Raw genomic sequence first — 25,325 nt, forward strand, 5'->3', positions numbered from 1 at the left:
GCATGAGTAGTTTCAATTTAAATTCCTTAATCAGAGATAACATTTTAAAAATAGATCCTTATCTTTCTGCTAGAGAAGAATATTCTAAAAAAGGAAACGAATACATTCTTCTAGATGCTAATGAAAATTCTTTTGGAGCTCCTTTATCTTTTTCTAATTCTTACAATAGATATCCGGATCCATTACAAATGGAATTAAAAAGAAAAATATCCGAAATAAAGAAAATTTCTCCATCCAAAATTTTTTTAGGAAATGGAAGCGATGAAATTATTGATTTAATTTATCGTATCTTTTCTCGTCCAAACAGAGATCATTCCATTATTTTTCCTCCTACATATGGAATGTATGAAGTGAGTGGAAAAATTCATGGAGTAGATATTGTGAAAGTTCTTTTAACTGAGGAAAATTATCAATTAAATTTGAAAAAGATAAAAGAAGTAATCAATCCATATAGTAGAATAATTTTTATTTGTTCCCCGAATAATCCTACTGGAAATAATTTAAAAAGAAAAGATATTCAAAAAATAATCAAAAAATTTACCGGGGTTGTTGTTTTGGACGAAGCTTATATTGATTTTTCAGAACAAGAATCTTTTTCTGTAGAAATAGAAAAATACCCTAATTTAATTATTTTACAAACACTTTCTAAATCTTGGGGATTAGCTGGATTAAGAATAGGAATAGCTATTACTTCTGAAGACATCATTCAGTGGATGAATAAAGTAAAGTTTCCTTATAATATCAGTAAAATTTCACAAAAAATAGCTATTCAAGCACTGGAAAATAAGGATTTATTTTTTTATCATCTAAAAAATATTCTTTCAGAAAGAAAATATATGGAGGAGGCTTTAAATAAAATTCCTATCATACAGAAAGTATATCCTAGTTCCTCAAATTTTTTATTAGTTAAAGTTTCTTTTCCTTCAAGAAAAATTTATAAATATTTGGTTGAAAAAAACGTTATTGTTAGAGATCGTTCAAAAATAATTTTGTGTGATGAATGTTTAAGAATAACAATAGGTACTCATGAAGAAAATGAATATTTGATAAACCAAATGAAAAAATACTCCGAAAAATTCATTATAAAATGAAAAAAATATTGTTTATTGATAGAGATGGGACCATCATCAAAGAACATCCTCCTACTTATCAAATTGATTCCCTGGAAAAAGTAAATTTTTATCCAAGAGTTATATTTTTTTTAACGAAAATAGTTCATGATTTGGATTATGATTTAGTTATGGTAACCAATCAAGATGGTTTGGGAACTGAAAAATTTCCTGAAAAAAATTTTTGGCCTATACATAATCATATATTAAAAATATTAAAAACAGAAGGAATCAATTTTTCTTCCGTTCATATAGATAGAACTATTCCAGAAGAAAATTCTTCTACTAGAAAACCTGGTACAGATATGCTAAATATTTATTTAAAAAATCCGGATTACAATATTGAACATTCTTTTGTTATTGGGGATAGGATAACGGATATTTTATTGGCTAAAAACTTAGGATGTAAGTCCATATGGATAAATGAAGATGATAAAGAAAAAGAGTTTTCCATAAAAAAAAATTCTTTAAAAGAAGTAATAGTCTTAAAAACTGATAATTGGAAAAAAATTTACGAATATTTAAAATATGTATCTAATAAAAGATTTATACATAGAAGAAAAACATTAGAAACAGATGTAAAAATCACTATTCAACTTTATGGTGGAGAAGGAAAATCGGAGATACAAACAGGGTTAGGCTTTTTTGATCATCTTCTAGAACAAATGGCTTTTCACAGTGGAATAGATATGAATATTCATACAAAGGGAGATCTTAAGGTAGATGAACATCACACTATAGAAGATACTGCCATTACTTTAGGAGAAGTTTTTCATCGATCTATAGATAAAAGAGGAATAGAACGTTATGGTTTTTTTTCTGTTCCTATGGATGATTGTTTAGCTACTGTAGCATTAGATCTTGGAGGAAGAAGTGAATTATCTTGGAAAGCAAAGTTTTTAAGAGAAAAAATAGGAAAAGTTCCTACGGATATGTTCATCCATTTTTTTAAATCTTTTTCTTTCCATGCTAAATGTAATCTATATATTAAAGCTATAGGAGAAAATGATCATCATAAGATAGAATCTATTTTTAAAGCTTTTTCTAGAGCTCTTAAAATGGCTATACAACGACGAATAAATAATAATAAATTACCTAGTTCTAAAGGTCTATTGTAAAAATTTTGAGATAAAATTATGAAAACAATTGTTATAAAATATCCTGCTGGAAATGTACAATCTGTTCTTTTTGCTTTAGAAAGAATAGGAGTAGAAGCTGTTGTAACAAATTCCATAGAGTCCATTCAAAATGCGGAAAAAGTTATTTTACCTGGTGTAGGAGAAGCGAATTCCGCTATGAAATGCTTAAGAGAAAAGAAATTGGACCTTATTTTATCTAAATTGAAACAACCTGTATTGGGTATATGTTTAGGAATGCAATTACTTTGCCAATATTCAGAAGAAAGCAGCACAACCTGTATAGGTATTTTTGATTCATTGGTCAGAAAATTTCAATCAAAAAATAAAAAAAAAAAAATCCCTCAAATAGGTTGGAATACTATTCATCAATTAAAAGGACCTTTATTTGAAAATATTCCAGATGGAAGTTATCAATATTTTGTACATAGTTATTATGCTTCTTTAGGAAAATATACCATAGCTAAAACAGAATATATAGTTTCTTATAGTTCTGCACTTCAGAAAAAAAATTTTTATGCGGTACAATTTCATCCAGAAAAATCTTCTTATGTAGGACATAAGATATTAGAAAACTTTATTAGATTGTAAAATACAAAAAAACAATTAATGAATATTATTGTAGCTATAGATCTTATTGATGGAAAATGTGTTCGTCTAACACAGGGCGACTATAGAAGAAAAAAAATTTATAACAAGGACCCATTAGATATGGCCTTATTATTAGAAGATAATGGAATATCTAGATTACATCTAGTAGATTTAGATGGAGCAAAAAAAGGAAAAGTGATTCATTGGAATGTTTTGGAAAAAATAGCCAAACATACACATCTCATTATTGATTTTGGAGGAGGAATTCATACGGATGAAGATGTACGTATTGTATTTGAAAACGGTGGAAATATGGCTACTATTGGAAGTATTGCTGTTACAAAACCTTTTCTTTTAGAAAAATGGATTCATATTTATGGAGGAGAGAAAATACTTCTTGGAGTGGATGTAAAAGATAATAAAATAGCTAGTAATGGATGGACAAAATTTCATGAAATTCCTTTTTTTAGTTTTCTAGAAGAAAAAAATAGTCATGGAATAAAAAAAATTTTTTGCACGGATATATCTAAAGATGGTAAACTCTACGGTCCTTCTTTTTCCTTGTATAAAAAGATTATTCTTAAATTTCCGAATATTGAATTTATTGCTAGTGGAGGAATAAGGAATATAGAAGATATAAAAAATTTATATGATTTAGGTTGTCATGGCGTTATTATCGGAAAAGCTATATATGAAAATAAAATATTGCTTTCAGAACTGAAAGATATATTGGTAAGTTTAAAATGATTTTTTTATGTTAGTTAAGCGTATTATTCCCTGTTTGGATATAAAAGATGGAAAAACTGTAAAAGGAGTTAATTTTAAATATCTAAGAGAGGCAGGAGATCCAATAGAACTGGTTCGTTGGTATACCAAACAAGGAGCAGATGAATTAATATTTTTGGATATAACAGCCACAAATGAAAAACGAAAAACGTTATCTAGTTTAGTTAAAAAAATATCTCGTTATATTGATATTCCTTTTACTGTTGGTGGAGGGATAAGGGAAGAACAAGACGTTGAATCTTTGTTAAATGCAGGAGCAGATAGGATATCCATTAATACATTTGGATTTAAAAATCCAAAAATTTTAGAAATTCTTTCTAGAAGATTTGGAAGTCAATGTATTGTTTTATCTATTGATACAAAATACGAAGAAAATGAATGGAGGGTATACTTAAATGGAGGAAGGATTCCAACTAGAAAAAAAACTTTAGATTGGGCTGAAGAAGGAGCCAATAGAGGTGCAGGAGAAATATTATTAACTTCAATGAATCATGACGGTACGAAAAATGGTTTTGCTATAGATATAATTAAAAAAATTTCTGAACGCCTTTCGATACCTGTTATTGCTTCAGGTGGGGCTGGTAAATTAGAGGATTTTTATCAAGTTTTTAAAAATGGGAAAGCAGACGCCGCTTTAGCTGCAAGTATTTTTCATTATGGAGAAATAAAAATTCCTAATTTAAAATGTTATTTAAATCATTTTAATATTCCTGTTAGAATCACAACAATAAAAGACAATGAAATTTCTTAATCAAGAAACAGAAATAAATTTTCAAAAAGGATTAATTCCCGTTATTGTTCAAGATTCAAAAACCAATAAAGTTTTAATGCTGGGTTATATGAATCAAGAAGCGTATAAAAAAACTATTGAAGAAAAAAAAGTTACTTTTTATAGTAGATCCAAAAAAAGATTATGGACCAAAGGAGAAGTTAGCAAAAATTATCTTTTAATTAAAGATGTATTGATTGATTGCGATAAAGATTCTTTACTAATTAAAGCCGAACCTAAAGGTCCTATCTGCCATAAAGGAACAGATACATGTTGGAAAGAATCCAATAGAATGAATTTTTTATTTTATTTAGAAAATCTAATTTCTAATAGAATTAATAAAAAATATAAAAATTCTTATGTTTTTCAATTATTCAAAAAAGGAATTAATAGGATATCTCAAAAATTAGGGGAAGAAGCCGTAGAAATGATCATTGAATCCAAAGATAATAACAGTGTCTCATTCCTGAATGAATCTGCAGATCTATTATTTCATTATCTTATTCTTCTACATAGTAAAGGATTTACTATTCAAGATGTAATAAATTTTTTAGAAAAAAGACATATTAACTAAGGGATATTTAATATCTTGTGTATTTGAAGAGATATTTTCCATTTAGGATGATTTTTTATATAAGAAATTATTTTTGGGATTATTTTTATAGTCTTTTTCCATTCAGGCTGTAAAATGAATATGCAATTGTTTTTTTTAGCATAAAGAGCTTGTTCTTCTGCGAAAAAAAAATCACTTTCATCATCAATAATTATTTTTAACTCATTCATTTTTTTGTAATTTTCTTCTAAAGGACGTTTTTTTTTCTTAGGGGAAAGAGTAATCCAATCAATATTTTTTTCATCAATTGGATAGGATCCTGATGTTTCAACATGAATACGATATCCCTTTTTTTTAAGTATTCTTGTTAAGGGAGATAAATCCCACATCGTAGGTTCTCCACCAGTAATAACGATTGTTTTGACTTTCTCATTATTGATATTATTAATGATTTGTGAAATTGTTAAAAAATCCTTTTTTTTTATTTTCCAACTATATTTTGTATCACACCAATCGCATTGGATATTACATCCTCCAAAACGAATAAAATATGCAGCGATTCCAAAATAATGACCTTCTCCTTGTAGAGAATAAAAAGTCTCTTTTATAGGAAAGGATATACTTTTCATTTAGAACTTCTATTTCTATTTAGTGCAGCCCTTAAAGTGTTTTTTATAAGCATAATTATAGTCATAGGACCTACTCCACCTGGAACAGGTGTAAGATAAGATGCTTTTCCATAAACACTATGAAAATCGACGTCCCCTTTCAAAAATAAATTTTTTCCATTTTTTATTCTGTTAATGCCTACATCTATAATTACAGCTCCTTTTTTAATCATTTTTCCGGTTAAAAAACCTGGAATTCCAACAGAAATTATAATTATATCGGCTCTTTTTGTATAATATTTTATATTTGGAGTATGGCTATGAGTAAGTGTTACAGTGCTGTTTCCAATATTTTTTTTTCTACTCATCAAAATGCTAATTGGTCTTCCTACAATACGACTTCTTCCAATAACTACCGTATATTTTCCAGATATTTGGATCTTATATTTTTCTAAAAGAGTTAATATTCCTAATGCAGTCGCAGGAAAAAAAGCATTCATATTTAAAGACATCTTTCCGAAATTTTCTGGATGAAATCCATCTACATCTTTTTTTGGATTAATAGACAAAATAATTTTATCCGTATTGATATGCTTTTGAAGAGGTAATTGAACAATAAAACCGTCTATTAATGGATTTTGATTCATTTTTTGAATTTCTTTTATCAATTCATTTTCTGAACTTTCTACAGGTAAATGAATTAAAGAAGATTGTATTCCAATGTTTTTGCATTCTTGTATTTTTCTATTGACATAGAGGATACTGGAACTATTGTTCCCTAATAAAATAATTCCAAGATGAGGAATAGGTTTTTTTTTATTGCGTATTTTTTTTTCTATTTCCTTAGAAATTTCTTTTCTTATTTCTATAGCTAATTTTTTCCCATTTAATAATTTAGTCATTTTATAATTTCTATTTCTTTTGCCAATTGAAGGAATTCTTTCACCGATAATTGTTCTGCTCTTTTATTTAAAAATGGAATATTATAAAAATTTTCACCTTTTTTGAAAGGTTTTAGTGAATTTTTCAATATTTTTCTTCTTTGACCGAAAGCCATTTTTACACATTGAAATAAAATATCTTTACTACACAAAGTTTTTACTTCTTTTCTTTTTAAGGATATCACGGCCGATTTTACGTTTGAAATAGGATAAAAAACATGTTTTTTAACAGTAAAAAGGTATTTTACATCATAAAATGTTTGTATCAGTACAGATAGAATTCCATAGTTTTTTTCCCCTTTATGAGATATTATACGTTCTACCACTTCTTTTTGAAACATTCCAATACATTCTGGTATATATTGATTATACTTTAATATATGAAATAATATTTTAGAAGAAATGCTATAAGGAAAATTTCCAATTAAAGCAAAATTTTGAAGTTTTATTTCTTCTGGATTCCATTTTAAAAAATCTTTATGGATAATATTTTTATTAGAAATAGATAATTTTTTTTTTAAACTAAAAATTAGTTTATCATCAATTTCTATTAAAAAAACTTTATTTTTATTACATGGAGCAGTTAATAAATAACGAGTTAATATACCTAAACCTGGCCCTAACTCTACTACTGTATTATAATTCTTAAAAGAAAGATTTTTTACAATTTTTTTAGCTATATTTTTATCCTTTAAAAAATATTGATCAAATTTTTTTTTCAAAAAAAATTGCTTCATCTCGCAAAGATAGGAAATATATTATTTGTATCTTAATATTATGCTTCAAGTATCTTTTATACGGAATAACAGAGAAAAAGTTTTATCAGGTTTAAAAAAAAGGAACTTTCATAAAGTTAACTTAATCGATGAAATATTAACTTTAGATAAAAAAAAAAAGAAAATACAAACTATTCTGAATAAAATTTCGGAAATAGAGAATACAATATCTAAAAGAATAAGTTGTATTATCAATCTAGAAAATAACAATATAAAATTAAATTCGTTAAAAGAAGAATCTCTTTCTCTAAAAAATAAAAAAAAAGATCTTAATATTCAATTAAAAAAAATTATTCAAAGTTTAGAAGAAAAACTGGATCAAATTCCTAATATTCCTGATGAAAAAGTAAAAAAAAATATCGAGGATAACGATTTTATTTTTCAAGATTGTCATATTCCATCATTAATGGAAGGTTCTCTTACTCATTGGGAATTGGCAAAAAAGTTTCATTTATTCGACTTATATTTAGGAGCAAAAATATGTGGATCTGGATTTTCCGTTTATATTGGGAAAGGAGCTAAATTACAAAGAAGTTTGATTCAATATTTTTTAGATCAGAATATACGTGCTGCATATACAGAATACAGTTTTCCTTATCTTATCAATGAAAAATCTGGATACTCCACAGGACAAATTCCTGATAAAGAAGGGCAAATGTATCTAATAGAGAAAGATAATTTTTATCTTATTCCAACTGGAGAAATTCCTCTGATTAATTATTATAGAGACAATATATTAAAATATAAAGATTTACCTATAAAAGCAACAACTTATACTTCTTGCTTTAGAAGGGAAGCAGGATCTTATGGTTCTAAAGTAAGAGGTTTAAATAGGTTACATCAATTTGAAAAAGTAGAGATCATTCAAATTACTACCCCTGATTCTTCTTCTTATTATTTAGAGGAAATGATTCTACATATTAAGAATATTTTAAAATCCTTAGAATTACCGTTTCGTGTTCTTCGTATAATTGGAAAAAATCTAGGATTTTCTTCTTCCATTACTTATGATTTTGAAGTTTATTCTATGGCACAAAAAAAATGGTTAGAAGTAAGTTCTTTATCTAATTGTACTAATTTTCAATCAGTTAGATCAAATATACGGTATAGAACCATAACAGGAAAAATAGAATTTTGTCATACGCTTAATGGTAGCGCTTTAGCTTTACCACGTATTATGGCCGCTTTATTGGAAAATAATCAAACTATAAATCAAATTAATATTCCTAAAGTTTTAATTCCTTATACAGGATTTGATAATATTAAATAAAAAAGTTTTTATGAAAGTGACGGATCATATAGCTAAAGCAAAAAAAAGTTTATTTTCTTTTGAAATATTACCTCCTTTAAGAGGACATGATATAAAAGATATTTTTTCTACTTTAGATCCTTTAATGGAATTTAATCCTCCTTTTATTGATGTCACGTATCATCGTGAAGAATTTTTTTATGTAGAGAAAGAAAATGGACTCTTACAAAGAAGGATTATTTCACGACGTCCAGGAACTGTAGGAATCTGTGCAGCTATTATGAATAAATATGGGATAGATGCTGTTCCACATCTTATTTGTGGTGGTTTTAATAAACAGATGACGGAAAATGCTTTAATAGATCTAAATTTTTTAGGGATAAATAATGTTTTAGTTCTTAGAGGAGATCCACTTAAATCAGAAAAGAGTTTTTTTGCAAAAAAAGACGGACACAAATATGCAGTGGAATTAGTAGAACAAGTTCAAAATTTGAACATAGGAAAGTATCTTGATAAAACTTTTGAAAGAAAAGACTCTCCATTATTTGATTTTTGTATTGGTATAGCTGGATATCCGGAAAAACATTTAGAAGCTCCAAATATGGAAAGCGATTTATTCTTTTTGAAGAAAAAGGTTGAAGCTGGAGCAAACTATATTGTTACTCAAATGTTTTTCGACAATAAAAAATACTTTTCTTTTGTAAAAAAATGTAGATCAAAAGGTATTTTTGTACCTATAATACCTGGAATAAAACCTATTTCTTCTAAAAGACAGTTGAATAGTCTTCCTTCTCGTTTCTCTTTAAATATTCCTAATGAATTAGTGAAAGAAATTGAAAAAGCTAAGGATAAAAAAATAATTTCTCATATCGGAATAGAATGGGCTATACAGCAATCTAAGGAGTTAAAAAATTCTGGAGTGGAAGTAATCCATTATTACACTATGGACAAACCAGAAAATATTTATAAAATAGTTCAAGCCGTTTATTAAATTATATAAAGAGTTTCTCTGATGGATTTTATTACTTTTTCTTCATTAGGTAACCAGGATTCAATCAAGTTAGAAGCATAAGGGGCTGGAGTATCCAATAAAGTAATTCTATTGATAGGGGCATCAAGATAATCAAATGCTTTTTTTTGTACAATATACGAAACTTCAGAAGCTATTGAAGAAAAAGGCCATGATTCCTCTAATATTACCAAACGATTGGTCTTTCTTACAGAAGAAAGTATGGATTCGTAATCCAATGGACGAATAGTGCGAATATCTATTACTTCTACGCTAATGTTTTCTTTATCTAATTTTTTTGCTATCCTTAAAGCAAGTTTCATAATTTTACCAAAAGAAACCAAACTAATATCCGTCCCTTTTTTTTTTATATCCGCTTTTCCAATGGGAATAATATATTCCTCTTTTGGAATCATCATCTTATCCCCATACATTTGTTCAGATTCCATAAAGATTACGGGATTATTATCTCGTATAGCAGATTTTAACAAACCTTTAGCATCATATGGATTACATGGAATTATGACTTTTAATCCAGGACAACTAGCATACCAACTTTCAAAAGATTGAGAGTGGGTTGCTCCTAATTGTCCAGAAAATCCAGTAGGACCTCGAAAAACAATAGGAATGTCCCATTGTCCTCCACTCATATAACGTATTTTTGCAGCATTATTGATAATTTGATCCATTGCTAATAAAGAAAAATTAAATGTCATAAATTCAATAATAGGTCGACAACCGTTCATAGCAGACCCTACACCTATACCTGAAAAACCAAGTTCTGATATTGGGGTGTCAATGACTCTCTTTGGTCCAAATTCTTCTAACATACCTTTAGAAGCTTTGTAAGCTCCATTATATTGAGCTACTTCTTCTCCCATAAGATATACGGTTTTATCTCTTCTCATTTCTTCACTCATAGCTTCCGCTATAACTTCACGAAAAGTTATTTCTTTCATGATCGGATCAAAAAAAAAAAAACAACGGAAAAGTGAATCACTTTCCCGTTGTTTGGAATAATTAATTATTTGTTTTTGTTGTTTGTTCGTTATTGTTGTTAGTAGATTTATTTTTTTGTAATTCTTCCTGCATTTTTTGAAGAGCTAGTTTTTCATTTTTAGCCTCTGTTATAGAATCAATTAATTTATTCAAAAAAATATTCTTTTCTTTAATAATTTTTAATTTTTCTTTGCCATATTTTTTATGATCTTCAAATTCTTTTTGAGCTTTAAATTGTTCTGCAGATCCGTAAGGTTTAGATTTCATTACCATTCTTCTTCTCTTTACTTCATCCATAATTTTTTTCTGAGCACTGACTAGATCATAATATTCATTGTAATGGACTTCGCTTTCTTTCTCTAATCTTTCTATTCTTTCTCCTATTTCCTTTATTCTTTTAGATAAATATTCAGGACTAATATCCGCAGGAATTGGAGGATTGAAAACGGGAGGATTAGAAGGTTTATCTGAAGGATTAGAACTAGCAAAAGAAGTATCTGTATTCGTTGTCGTAGGATCATTAGAAGAAAAAGTGAGTGCATCATCATTACAGGATACAAAAAGAATTCCTAACGATAAACAAATAGTTGGAATTATAAATCTCATGGTAGAAACATTCATAATAAAAATTGTATTTTAAATTACAGTTACATTACATAATATAAAGAATTATTGAATATGACAACAATTTTTTTATAAAAATTTCTATATAATAATAATCCATAAATTTATTATATTTGATGATAATCATTATTTCCTAATTGCTATGGAACAACTCATCAGATTAGCTATACGTGGAATATCCTTAAGTCAAATACAATCTGGGATATATGTTTTATTACTGGAAGAAGAATCTGGAAGAATAAAACTTCCTATTATTATAGAAAGTTTACAAGCTCAATCTATTGCTTCCGCCATAAGCAAAAGAGATCCATCCAGATCTTTTACACATGATTTATTTCTAACTTTTGCAAAAGTGGTTCATATTAGGTTAAAATCAGTTGTTATATATAAATTGGTTAATGGAATATTTTTTTCCTATATTCTTTTTGAAGGAGAAAACAAAGAACATAAAATAGATTCAAAAACTTCCGATGCAGTTGCTTTAGCTGTACGATTTCAAGCTCCTATTTATACTACAAAAGAAATTTTTGATAAGGCTGGAATTTATTTCGAAAATGGAGTTCCCAAAGAAAATGAAAATTCTGAAGTAGGAATAGAATCTCGTTCCAATTTTTTGAAGGAAAAAAGTCAAAAGGACTTAGAAAAGATGACAGAAAAAGATCTTAATGCTTTATTGAATCATGCAGTAGTAAATGAATGTTATGAACTTGCAGCAAAGATAAAAAAAGAACTGGATAGAAGAGAAGAATAATTAACCTTTTCTTTCGAATCGTACAAAACTATAATCATATAAATGATGTTTATCCTTTTCATAAAAAAATTCATATGTTTTCTTCCATTTGTTAGGATGGATTTTTGGGAATTTTTTGTCCCCATAAAATTTTTTATGAACAATGGTTAATTCTATAATATGGGATTGATCTATAATGGAGGTATATATTTCCTCCCCTCCTATAACGAATATTTTTTCATAAGTTAAATCATAAACTTCTTTCATGGAAGAAAGAAGTTTAAAATTTTCATTGTTGTAAGATGAAAAATATTTTTTCTTTGTTAAAATGATATTTTTTCTTCCAGGAAGAATTCTTCCAATGGATTCAAAAGTTTTTCTCCCCATAAGAATGGGATTTCCTACAGTCATGTTTTTAAAACGTTTTAAATCATTGGGCAAATGCCACATTAATTTATTATTTTTTCCTATGAATCCATTTCTAGAAATGGAAGATATAAGTATAATTTTCATCAAATATTTTGATTTTTTTTATATTTTTAATTTATGAATATTCCAATTAAATACAATCCAAAATCTGTGGAAAGAAAAATATATCGTTATTGGATGAATGGAAATTACTTTTTATCCTTTCCAGATAAGAGAACTCCTTATACAATTGTAATGCCTCCTCCAAATATCACTGGAATTCTTCATATAGGACACATATTGAATAATACCATACAGGATGTATTGATTAGATATGCTAGAATGAATGGGTATAACCCATGTTGGGTACCAGGAACAGACCACGCTTCTATTGCCACAGAAACAAAAATAGTTCATCAATTAAAAAAGAAAGGAATATCTAAAATTCTTATAGGAAGAGATAAATTTTTATCCCATATTTTGGAATGGTCTAAGAAACATAGGAATATTATTTTAAATCAATTAAAAAAATTGGGATGTTCTTGTGATTGGAATCGTCTTCAATTTACGATGAACGAAAATTCATCCAAATCTATCACAAAAATTTTTATAGATTTATATGAAAGGGGATATATATACAGAGGATATCATGTGGTTAATTGGGATCCAGAAGCTAGGACAACTATTTCGGATGAAGAAGTTATCTATAAAGAAAGTATAGGGGAACTTTATCAAATAAAATATCCAATAAAAGGAGAAAAAGATTTTGTTAGTATTGCCACAACTCGTCCAGAAACAATATTTGGGGATACAGCTATTTGTTTTCATCCAGATGATAAACGTTATTCTCATTTAAAGGGAAAATACGCGATAATCCCAATAATAAATAGAATCATTCCAATTATTCAAGATTCATATGTCGATCCAAATTTTGGGACAGGATGTTTAAAAATTACTCCAGCTCATGATATCAACGATAAAAATATTGCGGATAAATATCACTTGGATATAATTGATATTTTTAATGAAGATGCAACTTTAAATGAAAAAGGACTTCATTATCAAGGAATGGATCGTTTTGAAGTCAAAAAAAAAATAATTAAAGAATTGGATGAATTAGGATTTATAGAAAATATAGAAGAAAATTTTCATCAAAGGATAGGTTTTTCAGAAAGAACAAAATCGATGGTAGAACAAAAATTATCTCTTCAATGGTTTTTAAAAATGAAAGAAATATCAATTCCTGCTATAAAAGTAGTAAAAAATGGGGAAATTAAATTTCATCCAAGTAGATTTAAAAAAAATTATTTTCAATGGATGGATAGAATCCGTGATTGGAATATATCAAGACAATTATGGTGGGGGCATCGTATTCCTGTTTATTATTATGGAAATTCTCCACATGATTTTGTTGTAGCAGAAAACTTGGAAGAAGCTTTAAAAAAAGTAAAACTAAAGATTCCTAATATAAGCTATGATAAAATTTGGCAAGATTCGGATGTTTTGGATACTTGGTTTTCCTCTTGGATTTTGCCAATATCTGTATTTGATGGAATTTCTAATCCACATAATCATGAAATGTCTTATTATTATCCTACTGAAGATTTGGTAACAGGTTCGGATATCTTATTTTTTTGGGTTGCTCGTATGATTATGGCCGGTTTACTTTTTAAGAAAAAAAAACCATTTAAAAATGTTTATTTTACTGGAATAGTGAGAGATTCTAAAAATAAAAAGATATCTAAATCTCTAAATAATTCTCCAAACCCTATAGATTTAATTGAAAAATATGGAGCTGATTCTGTTCGTATGGGAATTATGCTCAGAGCTAGTGCAGGAAAAGATTTTCATTTTGAGGATAATTTTTGTTTGCAAGGAAAAAATTTTTCTAACAAAATATGGAATGCTTTTCGTTTGATACAAAGTTGGAAAATAGTGGAAGAAAATAAGGAGCTTCATGAAGCTTCTAAGCAAGCAATTGAATGGTTTGAAAATCGTTTTTATTATGTTTTAGAAATTTTTGAAAAACTTTTTAAAGAATATAAATTGGATGAATCATTGATGATTTTATACAAGTTAATTTGTAATGATTTTTGTTCTTTATTTCTTGAAATTATCAAACCTGTTTCTGGAAAGTGTATATCAAAAATAGAGTATTCTAACACGGTTAAATTGTTTGAAAATGTATTAAAATTATTACATCCATATATGCCTTTTCTTTCAGAAGAAATATGGAATCTTCTTAGAATAAGAACAAAAGAAGAAGCATTAATTATTTCTTCTTGGCCTAAAAAAAGATCGTATAATAAGAACTTATTAAGTTCTTTTGAAAGAACTACTAAAATTGTATCTAAAATACGTCATATAAGAAATAAAATTCATATTCCTTATAAAACTAGTCTTATTTTATTTTCTATCGGAAAGAAAGAAGAATATCATTCTGTTATATTAAAATTGGCAAATTTATCTCAAATAATTTATGTAAAAAAACCTGAAAAACAACGGTTACTTTCTTTTTTTTTAGGAACGGATAGATACTTTTTATCCGTGGATAAAAAATACTATCATAGAATGGATATTGTTGATATTGAAAAAAAAATTCAGTACTTTCATAATTTATTATCCATGATTCGTAAAAATTTGTCAAACGAAAAATATGTGAAATATGTGTCAAAAGATATTCTTCTAAAGGAGAAAAAAAAAGAAAGTGACACTTTAAAAAAAATAGTTTATCTCAAAGAGATTTTGAATAAAATGGAATAGTATATTTACCAGTTTCCGCTGGATCCACCACCTCCAAATGTTCCACCTTCTCCAAATCCATCAAAATTATCTTCGTTTTCATGTTGGTAGTTTTTTTTTTGGAATAGAAAAAGAAAATCGGTTAAAAATAATGCATTGAATAATGAAGGTTCTATTCCTTTTCTTTGAAAAGGGAATAAGAATAAAAAAAACATAATAAAAAAAATACTAATAGGAATAAAAAAATTCAAAAGATGATTTTTATTATGTTTTTTTTTATATTCATATTTTTTATTTTTTAATATTTTAAATATTTCTTGAATACTATTATCTATGGCTTTAAAATAAAGATTATTCTTTAATAGAGGTTTTATTTTCTTTATGATGCGTTGAGTTGAAAAATCTGTGAGGTAAGGTTCTATTCCATATCCATTTTGTATAGATATCTTATGATCGTTTATGGATAACAAAATGACAATTCCATTATTTTCATTTTTTTTTCCTATACGCCATTTTTCTCCCCATCTATAAGCTAAAAAATTAGGATTTTCTCCATGAAGATCTTTAACTATAGCAACTAAAATTTCTGTTGAAGTTATTTTCGAATATTGAATAAGTTTTTTATTCAAATTTTCTCTTTGACTATTGGTAAGTACTCCTGCATAGTCGTTCACAGGATATATTTTTTTTGTAGTTTCAGGTATATAAAATTGTCCTTGTACAAAATTTGTGAAAAAAAGTAAAATTAATAATGAATTAAAAACTTTTTTTATGAAATTTTTCATTTTTTTATGATTATTGAAAATCTACAATAGGAACTTTTTCTGATCCTATCTTAGATCTAAAATATCCTTTTTCTTTAAATTTAGAAAATAAATTAGAGATAATAATCTTTGGAAACTTGTTCCTATAAGTATTAAAATTATTTACTTGATCATTGAAACGGTTTCTTTCCACATTAATACGATTTTCTGTCCCTTCCAATTGATTTTGTAATTCTGAAAAATTTTGTGTAGATCTTAAATGAGGATAATTTTCTACAATCAATAGCAATCTGCTGATGGAATTGTTTAATCCTTCCTGTGTTCTTTGAAACTTACTAATTTGATTTTGATTCAAATTATTTGGATTTATCTTTATGGAAGTAGCTTTTGCTCTTGATTCTATTACTTGATTCAATGTATTTTTTTCAAAATTAGCAGATCCTTTTACTGTATTGACTAAGTTTGGAACTAAATCTGCTCTTCGTTGATAAACATTTTCTACTTGACTCCATTGTGTTTTTATATTTTCGTTCAATTGAACTAATTGATTGTATGTTTCAGTAATCCAAAAAAAAATTAAAAATATTAATGCAACAATAGTGTAAATACTAATTAAAAAACCTTTTTTCATAAACTAAATATTTTATATACGAATTTTTTGTAATGTTTCAATCAAAAAAAATTTCTCGATTAGAAAAATAAAATCGACATTCTTTAAAAGCTTTTTTATCGCTATCCGATCCATGAATAGCATTTCTTTCTAAAGAACTTGCATATAATTTACGTATAGTTCCTTTTTTTGCTTTTATTGGATTTTTATCTCCTATTAAAGTTCTAAAATCTTTGACTGCATTTTCTTTTTCTAGTAGAACCAAGACTATCGGACCAGAAGACATAAAATCCACCAAAGATTCGAAAAATAAACTTTTTTTGTGTTCTTCATAAAATTTTTTAGCTGATTTTTTTGAAATTTTCGTCATTTTAAGTGCCTTTATACGAAACCCTGCACGAACTATATGAAATAAAATGGATCCTATATATCCATTTTCAACCGCATCAGGTTTTATAATAGCTAATGTTATTTTTCCTATTTTCACTCTCATATTTTATGAAAATTACTGTATTTTCATATACAAAAAAATTAGTATTCATAATCATGAATAAAAAAAAAGAAAATAGTAATAAATTTAGCAGTCTTTTTTATGATGGAGTCTCTTCTTTTGATTTTTTCAAAAAGATGATTCTAAATGATTATAAATTAGCAAAAATAAGTCGTGAAACAAGTATCTTAGGACGGAAAGAAGTATTAAATGGAAGAGCAAAATTTGGTATATTTGGAGATGGCAAGGAAATACCTCAACTAGCTATGGCTAAGGTTTTTAGAAATGGAGATTTCCGATCTGGATATTATAGAGATCAAACTTTCATGATGGCCATTGGCCTTTTAAAGGTTAGAAATTTTTTTTCTCAGTTGTATGCAGATTCTAATTTAAAAGAAGAACCTTTTTCTTCTGGTAGAATGATGACATCTCATTTTGGTTCACGTCTGTTGAATTATGATGGAAATTGGAAAAATCTCATGGAACAAAAAAATTCTATTGCAGATGTTTCTTCTACAGCTTCTCAAATGCCAAGATTATTAGGATTAGCTCATGCTTCCAAGATTTATAAAAATTTAAAAAATTTAAAAGAAACACATAAAATATTTTCTCATAATGGAAATGAAGTAGCATTTGGAACTATTGGAAATGCAAGCATTTCTGAAGGTTTATTTTGGGAAACTATGAATGCTTCTTCGGTATTACAAATACCAATCATCCTTTCCGTTTGGGATGATGGATATGGAATATCCGTTCCTAATAAATATCAATTTTCTAAACAAAATATTAGTGATATTCTCTCTGGTTTTCAAAGGAATAAAAAAGAGAATGGAATAGAGATTTTTCGTGTAAATGGATCTGATTATATGAAACTGACAAGAACATATATTCAAGCTGATAAAATAGCACGGAACGAACATGTTCCTGTAATCATACATGTTACTAATTTGACTCAACCACAAGGACATTCTACTTCTTCATCTCATGAAAGATACAAATCAAAAGAACGTTTACAGTGGGAAATAAATAACGATGGAATAAAAAAATTTAGAGATTGGATTTTGAATTTTAGATTGGAAACAGATTCAGGAATATTTCATAAAATAGCAGATGATCATGCTCTAGATAAAATAGATATAGATTCCAAAGAATATGTCCGTAATGAACAACAAAAGGCTTGGAAAGCTTTTCGAAAACCTATTGAAAAAATACAAAAAGAAGCCCTAAGTATTTTACAGAAAATACAGTTTTCATTCCCTTGTAAAAAATGGATAGAAGAACAGATAAAAACATTGCAGATAGACAAAAAAAATTTACATGTATATCATACGAAAAAATCCATATTTAGTATCGTTAGAAAATCTTTATATTTACTTTCTTCTAAAGAAGAATCTTATCCCAAAAATTGTCTTATAGAATGGTTAAAAAAAACATATAATAAAGAACAAGAAAATTATTCTTCTAATTTGTATAGTATTTCTGAAAAATCATCGATAAACTTAACCGAAGTTAGTCCTATCTATAAAAAAAACTCTTGTAAAGTAGACGGAAGGATCATTTTAAGAGATAATTTTGACAAATTATTAGAACTGCATCCTGATCTTTTAATTTTTGGAGAAGATGTTGGGAAAATTGGAGATGTAAATCAAGGATTGGAAGGTCTTCAAAAAAAATATGGAGAAATTCGTGTTTTCGATACTGGAATACGTGAATCTACTATTATTGGACAAGGTATAGGTCTTGCTATGAGAGGACTTCGTCCTATAGTTGAAATTCAATATTTAGATTATCTTTTATATGCTCTGCAAATTATGAGTGATGACCTTTCTTGTTTACAATATAGAACAAAAGGGGGGCAAAAATCTCCAGTTATTATTCGAACTAGAGGTCATCGTTTGGAAGGAATATGGCATTCTGGATCTCCTATGGGAGGAATTATTAATTATTTAAGAGGAATTTTAGTACTTGTCCCAAGAAATATGGTAAAAGCATCTGGATTCTATAATACTTTATTAGCAGGGGATGATCCTGCTTTAGTTGTTGAGTGTCTTAATGGTTATAGAATAAAGGAAAAGTTACCAGAAAACTTGGGTTATTTCAGAACTCCAATTGGAATAGTGGAATTAACTAGAATAGGAAATGATATCACCATTGTTACTTATGGATCTACATGGAGAATCGTTCATGAAGCAGCAGAAGAATTATCTAAAATAAATATAGAAACTGAAATAATAGACATTCAATCATTATTACCTTTTGATCTTCCAAAAGATATAGTAAAAAGTTTAAAGAAAACTAATCGATTGTTGATCATAGACGAGGATGTACCAGGAGGAGCTTCTGCCTACATATTACAAAAAATATTAGAAGAACAAAATGGATATTATTATTTGGATAGTCCTCCTGTTACAATTACAGCTAAAGAACATCGTCCTCCTTATGGATCAGATGGAGATTATTTTTCAAAACCATCTGTAGAAGATGTTGTAGAAAAAGTATTGCAAATTGTTCATGAAAAATGAAATTCAATTCTTATTTTTGATTAGAAGTAATCTTTTGTCCAACCTAAAATATGAAAATAGAAAAAGTCTTAAATTCAAGGATAAATAATATGGATTTTAATAATATATCCTTTGGAAATTCCTATTCGGATCATATATTTTGTTCAGAATTTAGAAATGGAAAGTGGATTAATCCCATTATTCAACCCTTTGAAAATATGATGTTTTCTCCTGGTTCTCTTGTTTTTCATTATGGACAAGCTGTTTTCGAAGGAATGAAAGCTTATAAAGATAAAAATGAAGAAGTTTTTTTATTTCGTCCGGAAGAAAATTTTAAAAGAATGAATCGATCAGCTATACGTTTGGAAATGCCTACTATTCCAAAATACATCTTTATGAATGGATTGAAAAATTTAATAGGTTTGGATAGAAATTGGATTCCAAAAAATTATGGACAGTCTTTATATATTCGTCCTTTATTGATTGCAACAGATGTTGGTCTATCCGTTAATCCTTCTAACGATTATTTATTTATGATCATGACTACACCTTCAGACGCTTATTATAAAAATCCTTTAAAAATAAAAATTGAAGAAAAATACAGTCGTTCTTCTCCAGGAGGTGTAGGATTTACTAAATATTCTGGAAATTATGCTCCTTCTTTCTATCCTATTAGATTAGCGAGGGAAGAGGGTTTTGATCAGATATTATGGACAGATTCTTCCACTCACACACTGATTGAAGAATCTGATACAATGAATGTTTGTTTTTGGTTAAAAGATAAACTAGTTACTCCACTAGCTAACGAAAAAATATTAAATGGAATAACATGTAAAAGTGTTCTTTCTTTGGCCAAAAAAGAAGGAATAGATATACAAAAACGTAATTTAAGTGTTTCAGAAATCATAGATGGATTAAAAAAAGGTTTTTTAAAAGAAGCTTTTGGTTGCGGAACAGCAGTAGTTATTACCTATTTTCAAACAATTAGTTATAAAGGAAAGAATTTTTATTTACCGGATCTTCCAGATGAGGAAAGAATTTCTATTTTTTTGAAAAAAAGATTGTTAGATATACAACACAATTTATCGGAAGATCCTTTTGGATGGAGATTAAAATTGGAAAAAATTTTATAATGAAAGGAAAATTTCAATATATAGAAAAAGTTACGAAACAGTCTTTATCTATTTTATATAAATTGGACTCATGTCCAAAATTGGATTTTCAATATACTAAAAAAGAATATCCAGGAGATATTACTTTGATTTTATTTTCTTTATCTAAGAAGTTAAAACAACCTGTCGAAAAAATTGGAAATAGTATTGGAAATTATGTACAGAATCAATTAGGGGGTCTTATTTCTTTTTCTATTATTGGAGGTTTTTTAAATTTTATTTTTAAGGATGGTTATTATATTCATCTTCTTAAAAGAATGTTAAATAACAATTTTTATTATAACTTAAAATCTTCCTCTGAAAATATAATGATAGAATATTCTTCTCCTAATGCCAATAAACCTCTTCATTTAGGTCATATTAGAAATAGTCTTATTGGTTTTTCTATATCCGAAATATTGAAAATGATTGGGCATAAAATAACAAAAGTTCAGATAATTAATGACAGAGGAATACATATATGTAAATCTATGATTGCTTGGAAAAAATTAGGAGAAGGAAAAACTCCTGATAGTACAGGAATGAAAGGGGATCATTTTGTTGGTCGATATTATAGTTTATTTGATAAAATTTATCATAATCAATATAAAAAAAATTCTAAACCTAAAAAGATAGTACCTATTTTAAAAGAAGCAAGGAATTTATTAAAAAAATGGGAATCTGGAGATATTGAAACTATGAATATTTGGAAAAAAATGAATAAATGGGTTTATGATGGTTTTAAAAAGACTTATAAAAAATTGGGAATAACTTTTGATAAAGTAGAATATGAAAGTAATGTTTATGAAATTGGGAAAAATATTGTTATAAATGGTCTTGAAAAAGGTATTTTTTTTAAAAAAGAAGATGGGTCTATTTGGGTTAATCTGGAAAAAGAAGGTTTTGATGAGAAACTTTTATTGCGGTCGGATGAAACTTCCGTATATATAACTCAAGATATAGGAACAGCTGTAGAACGTTTTAGAAAATATTCTATAGATCAATTGATTTACATTGTAGGAGAAGAACAAGATTATCATTTTAAAGTTCTTTTTAGGATATTAAAACATTTAGGATATGTATGGGTTAAAAAATTATCCCATCTTTCTTATGGAATGGTGGATTTACCAAGTGGGAAAATGGAATCAAGAAAAGGAAATATTATAGATGCTGATAGTTATATACTGGAAATTATTTCTATGGCAAAAAAAAAATTGTCAAATAATTTTTCCAATAAAAAAAAAGAAAAATATGCTGAAGTAATAGGATTAGGAGCTCTAAAATATAATTTTCTTCAAGTTGATCCTAAAAAAAGAATAATTTTTCATCCAGAAAAATCTATGGATTTTTCTGGAAAAACAGGAACCTATATTCAATATGCTTATTCTAGAATTCGTTCATTGGAACGAAAATTTTTAGATTTATGTTCTTTAACTAATGAAGATTGGTCGAACGCAAAATTAGATGTATATGAAAAAAATATGATTAAAATTATTCAAAAATATCCATTGATATTAAAAAAATCAGCAATGGATTTGAATCCTTCTTTAGTAGCGAATTATGTTTATGATGTTGCTAAAATTTTTAATCATCTATATCAAAATAAAAAATTAATTGATCCTTTAGATATTCTTCATAGTAATATTCGTATGAATATTATTCATGTTACAGGGAATATTTTAAAATCAGGAATGAGTTTATTAGGTATAAAAATGCTTGATCATATGTAAAAAAAATAAACGATTATGTTTGAATACTTACAGAAAAACTTGAATAAAGCCCTTTATATTTTAAAGGGAAATAACAAAATAACTGAAATAAATATTGTAGAAACTCTGAAAGAAATTCATAGGGCTCTTATCGATGCGGATGTTAGTTATAAAATAGCTAAAACATTTGTTCAAAAGATTAAAGAAAAATCTATTGGAAGAAAAGTACTAACTTCTTTAAATCCAAAGCAATTAATCATAAAAATTGTATATGATGAGTTAGTTCTTCTTATGGGAGAAAAAAAAATGGATATAAACCTTTCCAATAATCCTTCCATTATCTTAATTTGTGGATTGCAAGGAAGTGGGAAAACTTCTTTTTCTTCTAAACTTGCTTTCTTTTTGAGAAAAAAAAACAAAACTCCTTTGCTAGTAGCTGCAGATATTCATCGTCCTGCAGCTATAGATCAATTAAAAATAATGGGTGATAAAGAAAATATTCCCGTTTTTTTTTTAAGAGAAAGTAAAAGTGTAATAGAAATTATGGAAAAATCTTTTATTTATGCTTCTGAAAAAAAACACAACGTTATCATCATCGATACGGCAGGAAGATTGTCTATTGATCAAATTATGATGGATGAAATCAAAAAAATTCATCAATATTCTCAACCAAGTGAAACTCTATTTGTCGTGGATGCAATGACTGGACAGGATGCTATAAATACTGTTCAAGTTTTTTCTAAATATTTGAACATTGATGGAATAGTAATGACTAAATTGGATGGAGATAGTAGAGGAGGAGTAGCTATTACTATGTCTAGCGTAGTTGGAAAACCTATTAAATTTATTAGTAATGGAGAGAAAGTAGAGGATATGGAAATTTTTTATCCAGAAAGAATAGCTAATAGAATTTTAGGAATGGGAGATATAATTTCTTTTGTAGAAAAAGTTCAAGAACAATTTGATGAGGAAAAAACTAAAAAGATTTATAGAAAAATATCAAAAAATCGTTTTGATTTTGAAGATTTATTAGAACAAATACAACAAGTAAAAAAAATAGGAAGTATTAAAAATATTGTTTCCATGATTCCTGGAATGGCAAACTTCTTTGTCAAAGATAAAAAAGATTCTTTAAACCAAATAGAATCCATTATTTTGTCCATGACTCCTTATGAAAGAAATCATCCAAAAGTATTTACTGATGATATCAGAAGAAAAAAAAGAATCTCAAAGGGAGCTGGAGTTACATTGATGGATATGGATCTTTTTTTGAAACAATTTTATAACATTAGTAGGATGATGAAAACAATTAAGGAAAATTCAGGGAAAGAAATTATAAAAAATTTTTTATCAAAAATTATCAATAAAGAGAATAATAATATGCATTAATTTTCTTTTTTTTTGAAAATATTTTTAATTTTGTTGGTCCAATATGCGATATGGGGAGATCACGGATATGAATGATTCATCATGAAAAATTTTTTAAATAGAAATAGATTTCTAAGTATTTTAGAAAATAGAAAGATTTGGGATATGGTCATTATCGGAGGAGGAGCTACAGGTTTAGGTATTGCTTTGGATTCAGCTTCTAGAGGATATAAGACTCTACTTTTAGAACAATCTGATTTTTCTAAAGGAACTTCTAGTCGTAGTACAAAATTAATCCACGGAGGAATACGATATTTATCTCAAGGAAATATAAAATTAGTATATGAAGCCTTACAGGAAAGGGGTTTTTTGTTGAAAAATGCTCCTCATTTGGTTAAAAAAAAACGATTTGTTATTCCAATTTTTAGTTGGAGAATGGGTTTATTGTATTGGATTGGTTTAAAAATTTATGAATGGTTGGCTGGATCATTGAGTTTTGGAAAATCACAATTTTTATCTAAAAATGAAACTATCAAAATATTTCCTGAAATTAGACAAAAAAGTTTGAAAGGAGGTATTTTGTATTATGATGGACAGTTTGATGATGCTCGTCTAGCTATTAATATAGCTCAAACTTGTGTTCATAAAGGAGGTGTATTGTTAAATTACTTTCAAGTAAAAAATCTTATTAAGAAAATAGGAAATAAGATATCTGGGGTAATAGCTTATGATCTTGAAACTAAAAAAAAATATTCTATTCATTCAAAAACAGTAGTCAATGCTACTGGGGTTTTTTCCAATAATATTTCAAAAATGGATGAATCTACATGGCCTATTTTCATAAGACCTAGTCAAGGAACGCATATTGTATTAAAAAAATCTTTTTTTAGCAGTTCTGATGCTATAGTGATACCAAAAACTTCTGATGGAAGAATTCTGTTTAGCATTCCATGGTATGATCATGTTCTAATAGGAACTACAGATACTTTTTTAGAAGAAAGTGTTCTTGAACCTAAACCTCTAGAAAAAGAAATAGATTTTATTTTGCACACTTTTAAAAAATATTTTGTATTTCATCCGAAAAAAAAGGACATATTAAGTGTTTTTTCTGGATTACGTCCTCTTGTTGTACCTCCTAATTCATCTTCTACTACTTCCACTAAAGATATTTCTAGATCTCATAAACTAATAATTAGTCCTTCTGGATTAGTAACCATCATAGGTGGAAAATGGACTACATATAGAAAAATGGCGGAAGAAACGGTCAATAAAGCTATCGAAATAGGAAGATTAAATAAAGTTCCTTCTGTAACCAAAAATATAAAGATTTTTGGTTATAGTACCTCTTTTTTTAAAAGTACTGATGGAAAAAAAGAATTGTATATTAAAAAATTAATTGAGGAAAATCCTTTATGGGGAGATCCATTGATATCTCAGTCTCCTTATTATTGTATAAAAGCAGAAGTTATATGGATGGTTCGTCATGAAATGGCTAGAACAATAGAAGATGTTTTAGCAAGGAGGTTTCGTTTATTGTTTTTGAATGCTAGGAAAGCTATAGATATAGCCCCAATAGTAGCAGAATTAATGGCTCAAGAGCTTTCTAGAGATGAAAAGTGGAAAAAATCACAGATAGCTTCTTTTAAAGATTTAGCTATGCATTATTATTATCCTATCCAGTAGTAAGTATTGTAATTATATA

The 25,325-nt window shown here is 27.3% G+C and carries 24 protein-coding genes; 15 read left to right on the top strand and 9 right to left on the bottom strand.

All coding sequences use genetic code 11. From position 1 onward, the window contains the following. Positions 1-2: 2 nt before the first annotated feature. Genes hisC through hisIE form a run of 6 tightly spaced genes read left to right on the top strand, consistent with a single transcriptional unit; the run spans position 3 to position 4,965 of the window. Positions 3-1,091: a histidinol-phosphate transaminase gene (gene hisC / locus MADAR_RS00800; protein ID WP_014158637.1), complete on the top strand. Its 1,089-nt coding sequence runs from the start codon at positions 3-5 to the stop codon at positions 1,089-1,091. After that, positions 1,088-2,227 carry a bifunctional histidinol-phosphatase/imidazoleglycerol-phosphate dehydratase HisB gene (gene hisB, locus MADAR_RS00805; RefSeq protein ID WP_014158638.1) on the top strand — a complete coding sequence of 380 codons (1,140 nt, stop codon included), beginning with the start codon at positions 1,088-1,090 and terminating at the stop codon, positions 2,225-2,227. Before hisC ends, hisB begins: the two co-directional genes overlap by 4 nt. Positions 2,228-2,245: 18 nt before the next feature. Continuing rightward, positions 2,246-2,836, top strand: coding sequence for an imidazole glycerol phosphate synthase subunit HisH (gene hisH, locus MADAR_RS00810; RefSeq protein WP_014158639.1), 591 nt, complete (start codon positions 2,246-2,248; stop codon positions 2,834-2,836). A gap of 18 nt (positions 2,837-2,854) precedes the next feature. Then, positions 2,855-3,583, top strand: a complete 729-nt coding sequence (gene hisA / locus MADAR_RS00815) for a 1-(5-phosphoribosyl)-5-[(5-phosphoribosylamino)methylideneamino]imidazole-4-carboxamide isomerase (RefSeq protein ID WP_014158640.1) — start codon at positions 2,855-2,857, stop codon at positions 3,581-3,583. A gap of 7 nt (positions 3,584-3,590) precedes the next feature. After that, positions 3,591-4,373, top strand: a complete 783-nt coding sequence (hisF, locus tag MADAR_RS00820) for an imidazole glycerol phosphate synthase subunit HisF (RefSeq protein ID WP_014158641.1) — start codon at positions 3,591-3,593, stop codon at positions 4,371-4,373. Then, complete coding sequence (gene hisIE, locus MADAR_RS00825) at positions 4,360-4,965, top strand: bifunctional phosphoribosyl-AMP cyclohydrolase/phosphoribosyl-ATP diphosphatase HisIE (RefSeq protein WP_014158642.1); 606 nt, start codon at positions 4,360-4,362, stop codon at positions 4,963-4,965. Before hisF ends, hisIE begins: the two co-directional genes overlap by 14 nt. Here hisIE and MADAR_RS00830 read toward each other — a convergent pair. From MADAR_RS00830 to rsmA, 3 genes are read right to left on the bottom strand one after another with little or no spacing between them, the layout of a single operon-like run. Beyond that, positions 4,962-5,573, bottom strand: a complete 612-nt coding sequence (locus MADAR_RS00830) for a 7-carboxy-7-deazaguanine synthase QueE (RefSeq protein ID WP_014158643.1) — start codon at positions 5,571-5,573, stop codon at positions 4,962-4,964. The two genes, hisIE and MADAR_RS00830, sit on opposite strands and share 4 nt — an antisense overlap. Further along, positions 5,570-6,454 (bottom strand): bifunctional 5,10-methylenetetrahydrofolate dehydrogenase/5,10-methenyltetrahydrofolate cyclohydrolase, encoded by an 885-nt coding sequence (locus MADAR_RS00835; RefSeq protein WP_014158644.1) that lies wholly within the window; start codon positions 6,452-6,454, stop codon positions 5,570-5,572. Before MADAR_RS00835 ends, MADAR_RS00830 begins: the two co-directional genes overlap by 4 nt. Then, entirely contained in the window at positions 6,451-7,230 is a 780-nt protein-coding gene (gene rsmA / locus MADAR_RS00840; protein ID WP_014158645.1) for a 16S rRNA (adenine(1518)-N(6)/adenine(1519)-N(6))-dimethyltransferase RsmA, read from the bottom strand. Before rsmA ends, MADAR_RS00835 begins: the two co-directional genes overlap by 4 nt. Before the next feature lie 40 nt (positions 7,231-7,270). Between rsmA and serS the strand changes: the two genes are divergently transcribed. Together serS and metF are read left to right on the top strand one after the other, a co-directional pair. Continuing rightward, positions 7,271-8,539 (top strand): serine--tRNA ligase, encoded by a 1,269-nt coding sequence (gene serS / locus MADAR_RS00845; RefSeq protein ID WP_014158646.1) that lies wholly within the window; start codon positions 7,271-7,273, stop codon positions 8,537-8,539. A 10-nt stretch (positions 8,540-8,549) separates the two neighbouring features. Beyond that, positions 8,550-9,509, top strand: coding sequence for a methylenetetrahydrofolate reductase [NAD(P)H] (gene metF, locus MADAR_RS00850; RefSeq protein WP_014158647.1), 960 nt, complete (start codon positions 8,550-8,552; stop codon positions 9,507-9,509). Here metF and MADAR_RS00855 read toward each other — a convergent pair. Then, complete coding sequence (locus MADAR_RS00855; RefSeq protein ID WP_014158648.1) at positions 9,506-10,486, bottom strand: pyruvate dehydrogenase complex E1 component subunit beta; 981 nt, start codon at positions 10,484-10,486, stop codon at positions 9,506-9,508. The genes metF and MADAR_RS00855 overlap by 4 nt on opposite strands. A gap of 61 nt (positions 10,487-10,547) precedes the next feature. Beyond that, positions 10,548-11,147 (bottom strand): hypothetical protein, encoded by a 600-nt coding sequence (locus tag MADAR_RS00860; RefSeq protein WP_014158649.1) that lies wholly within the window; start codon positions 11,145-11,147, stop codon positions 10,548-10,550. Positions 11,148-11,292: 145 nt separating this feature from the next. Here MADAR_RS00860 and MADAR_RS00865 point away from each other — a divergent pair, with 145 nt between their 5' ends. Further along, entirely contained in the window at positions 11,293-11,901 is a 609-nt protein-coding gene (locus MADAR_RS00865; protein WP_014158650.1) for a bifunctional nuclease family protein, read from the top strand. Here the strand turns inward: MADAR_RS00865 and MADAR_RS00870 are convergent, their stop codons facing one another. Continuing rightward, a complete protein-coding gene (locus tag MADAR_RS00870; protein ID WP_014158651.1) occupies positions 11,902-12,393 on the bottom strand; it encodes a dihydrofolate reductase in 492 nt (163 codons plus the stop codon). Positions 12,394-12,426: 33 nt separating this feature from the next. Here MADAR_RS00870 and MADAR_RS00875 point away from each other — a divergent pair, with 33 nt between their 5' ends. Next, positions 12,427-15,051: a valine--tRNA ligase gene (locus MADAR_RS00875; protein WP_014158652.1), complete on the top strand. Its 2,625-nt coding sequence runs from the start codon at positions 12,427-12,429 to the stop codon at positions 15,049-15,051. A 5-nt stretch (positions 15,052-15,056) separates the two neighbouring features. On the opposite strand, the gene MADAR_RS00880 is transcribed toward MADAR_RS00875, so the two are convergent. Genes MADAR_RS00880 through ndk form a run of 3 tightly spaced genes read right to left on the bottom strand, consistent with a single transcriptional unit; the run spans position 15,057 to position 16,897 of the window. Further along, positions 15,057-15,815: a YgcG family protein gene (locus MADAR_RS00880; RefSeq protein ID WP_014158653.1), complete on the bottom strand. Its 759-nt coding sequence runs from the start codon at positions 15,813-15,815 to the stop codon at positions 15,057-15,059. Between the two features lie 10 nt (positions 15,816-15,825). Next, entirely contained in the window at positions 15,826-16,425 is a 600-nt protein-coding gene (locus tag MADAR_RS00885; RefSeq protein WP_014158654.1) for a LemA family protein, read from the bottom strand. Positions 16,426-16,462: 37 nt separating this feature from the next. Further along, on the bottom strand, positions 16,463-16,897 hold the full coding sequence (ndk, locus tag MADAR_RS00890) for a nucleoside-diphosphate kinase (RefSeq protein ID WP_014158655.1): 435 nt from the start codon (positions 16,895-16,897) through the stop codon (positions 16,463-16,465). A gap of 53 nt (positions 16,898-16,950) precedes the next feature. Here ndk and MADAR_RS00895 point away from each other — a divergent pair, with 53 nt between their 5' ends. From MADAR_RS00895 to MADAR_RS00915, 5 genes are all read left to right on the top strand, one after another. Then, on the top strand, positions 16,951-19,416 hold the full coding sequence (locus tag MADAR_RS00895; protein WP_014158656.1) for a thiamine pyrophosphate-dependent enzyme: 2,466 nt from the start codon (positions 16,951-16,953) through the stop codon (positions 19,414-19,416). Positions 19,417-19,466: 50 nt separating this feature from the next. Next, positions 19,467-20,528, top strand: coding sequence for a branched-chain amino acid aminotransferase (locus MADAR_RS00900; RefSeq protein WP_014158657.1), 1,062 nt, complete (start codon positions 19,467-19,469; stop codon positions 20,526-20,528). Continuing rightward, positions 20,528-22,276 carry an arginine--tRNA ligase gene (gene argS / locus MADAR_RS00905; RefSeq protein WP_014158658.1) on the top strand — a complete coding sequence of 583 codons (1,749 nt, stop codon included), beginning with the start codon at positions 20,528-20,530 and terminating at the stop codon, positions 22,274-22,276. The genes MADAR_RS00900 and argS overlap by 1 nt, the downstream gene beginning before the upstream one ends. Positions 22,277-22,291: 15 nt before the next feature. Continuing rightward, positions 22,292-23,644: a signal recognition particle protein gene (ffh, locus tag MADAR_RS00910; RefSeq protein WP_014158659.1), complete on the top strand. Its 1,353-nt coding sequence runs from the start codon at positions 22,292-22,294 to the stop codon at positions 23,642-23,644. A gap of 81 nt (positions 23,645-23,725) precedes the next feature. Next, entirely contained in the window at positions 23,726-25,306 is a 1,581-nt protein-coding gene (locus MADAR_RS00915; protein WP_014158660.1) for a glycerol-3-phosphate dehydrogenase/oxidase, read from the top strand. Positions 25,307-25,325 lie beyond the last annotated feature (19 nt).

The organism is Blattabacterium sp. (Mastotermes darwiniensis) str. MADAR (assembly GCF_000233435.1).
Taxonomy (GTDB): Bacteria; Bacteroidota; Bacteroidia; order Flavobacteriales; family Blattabacteriaceae; genus Blattabacterium.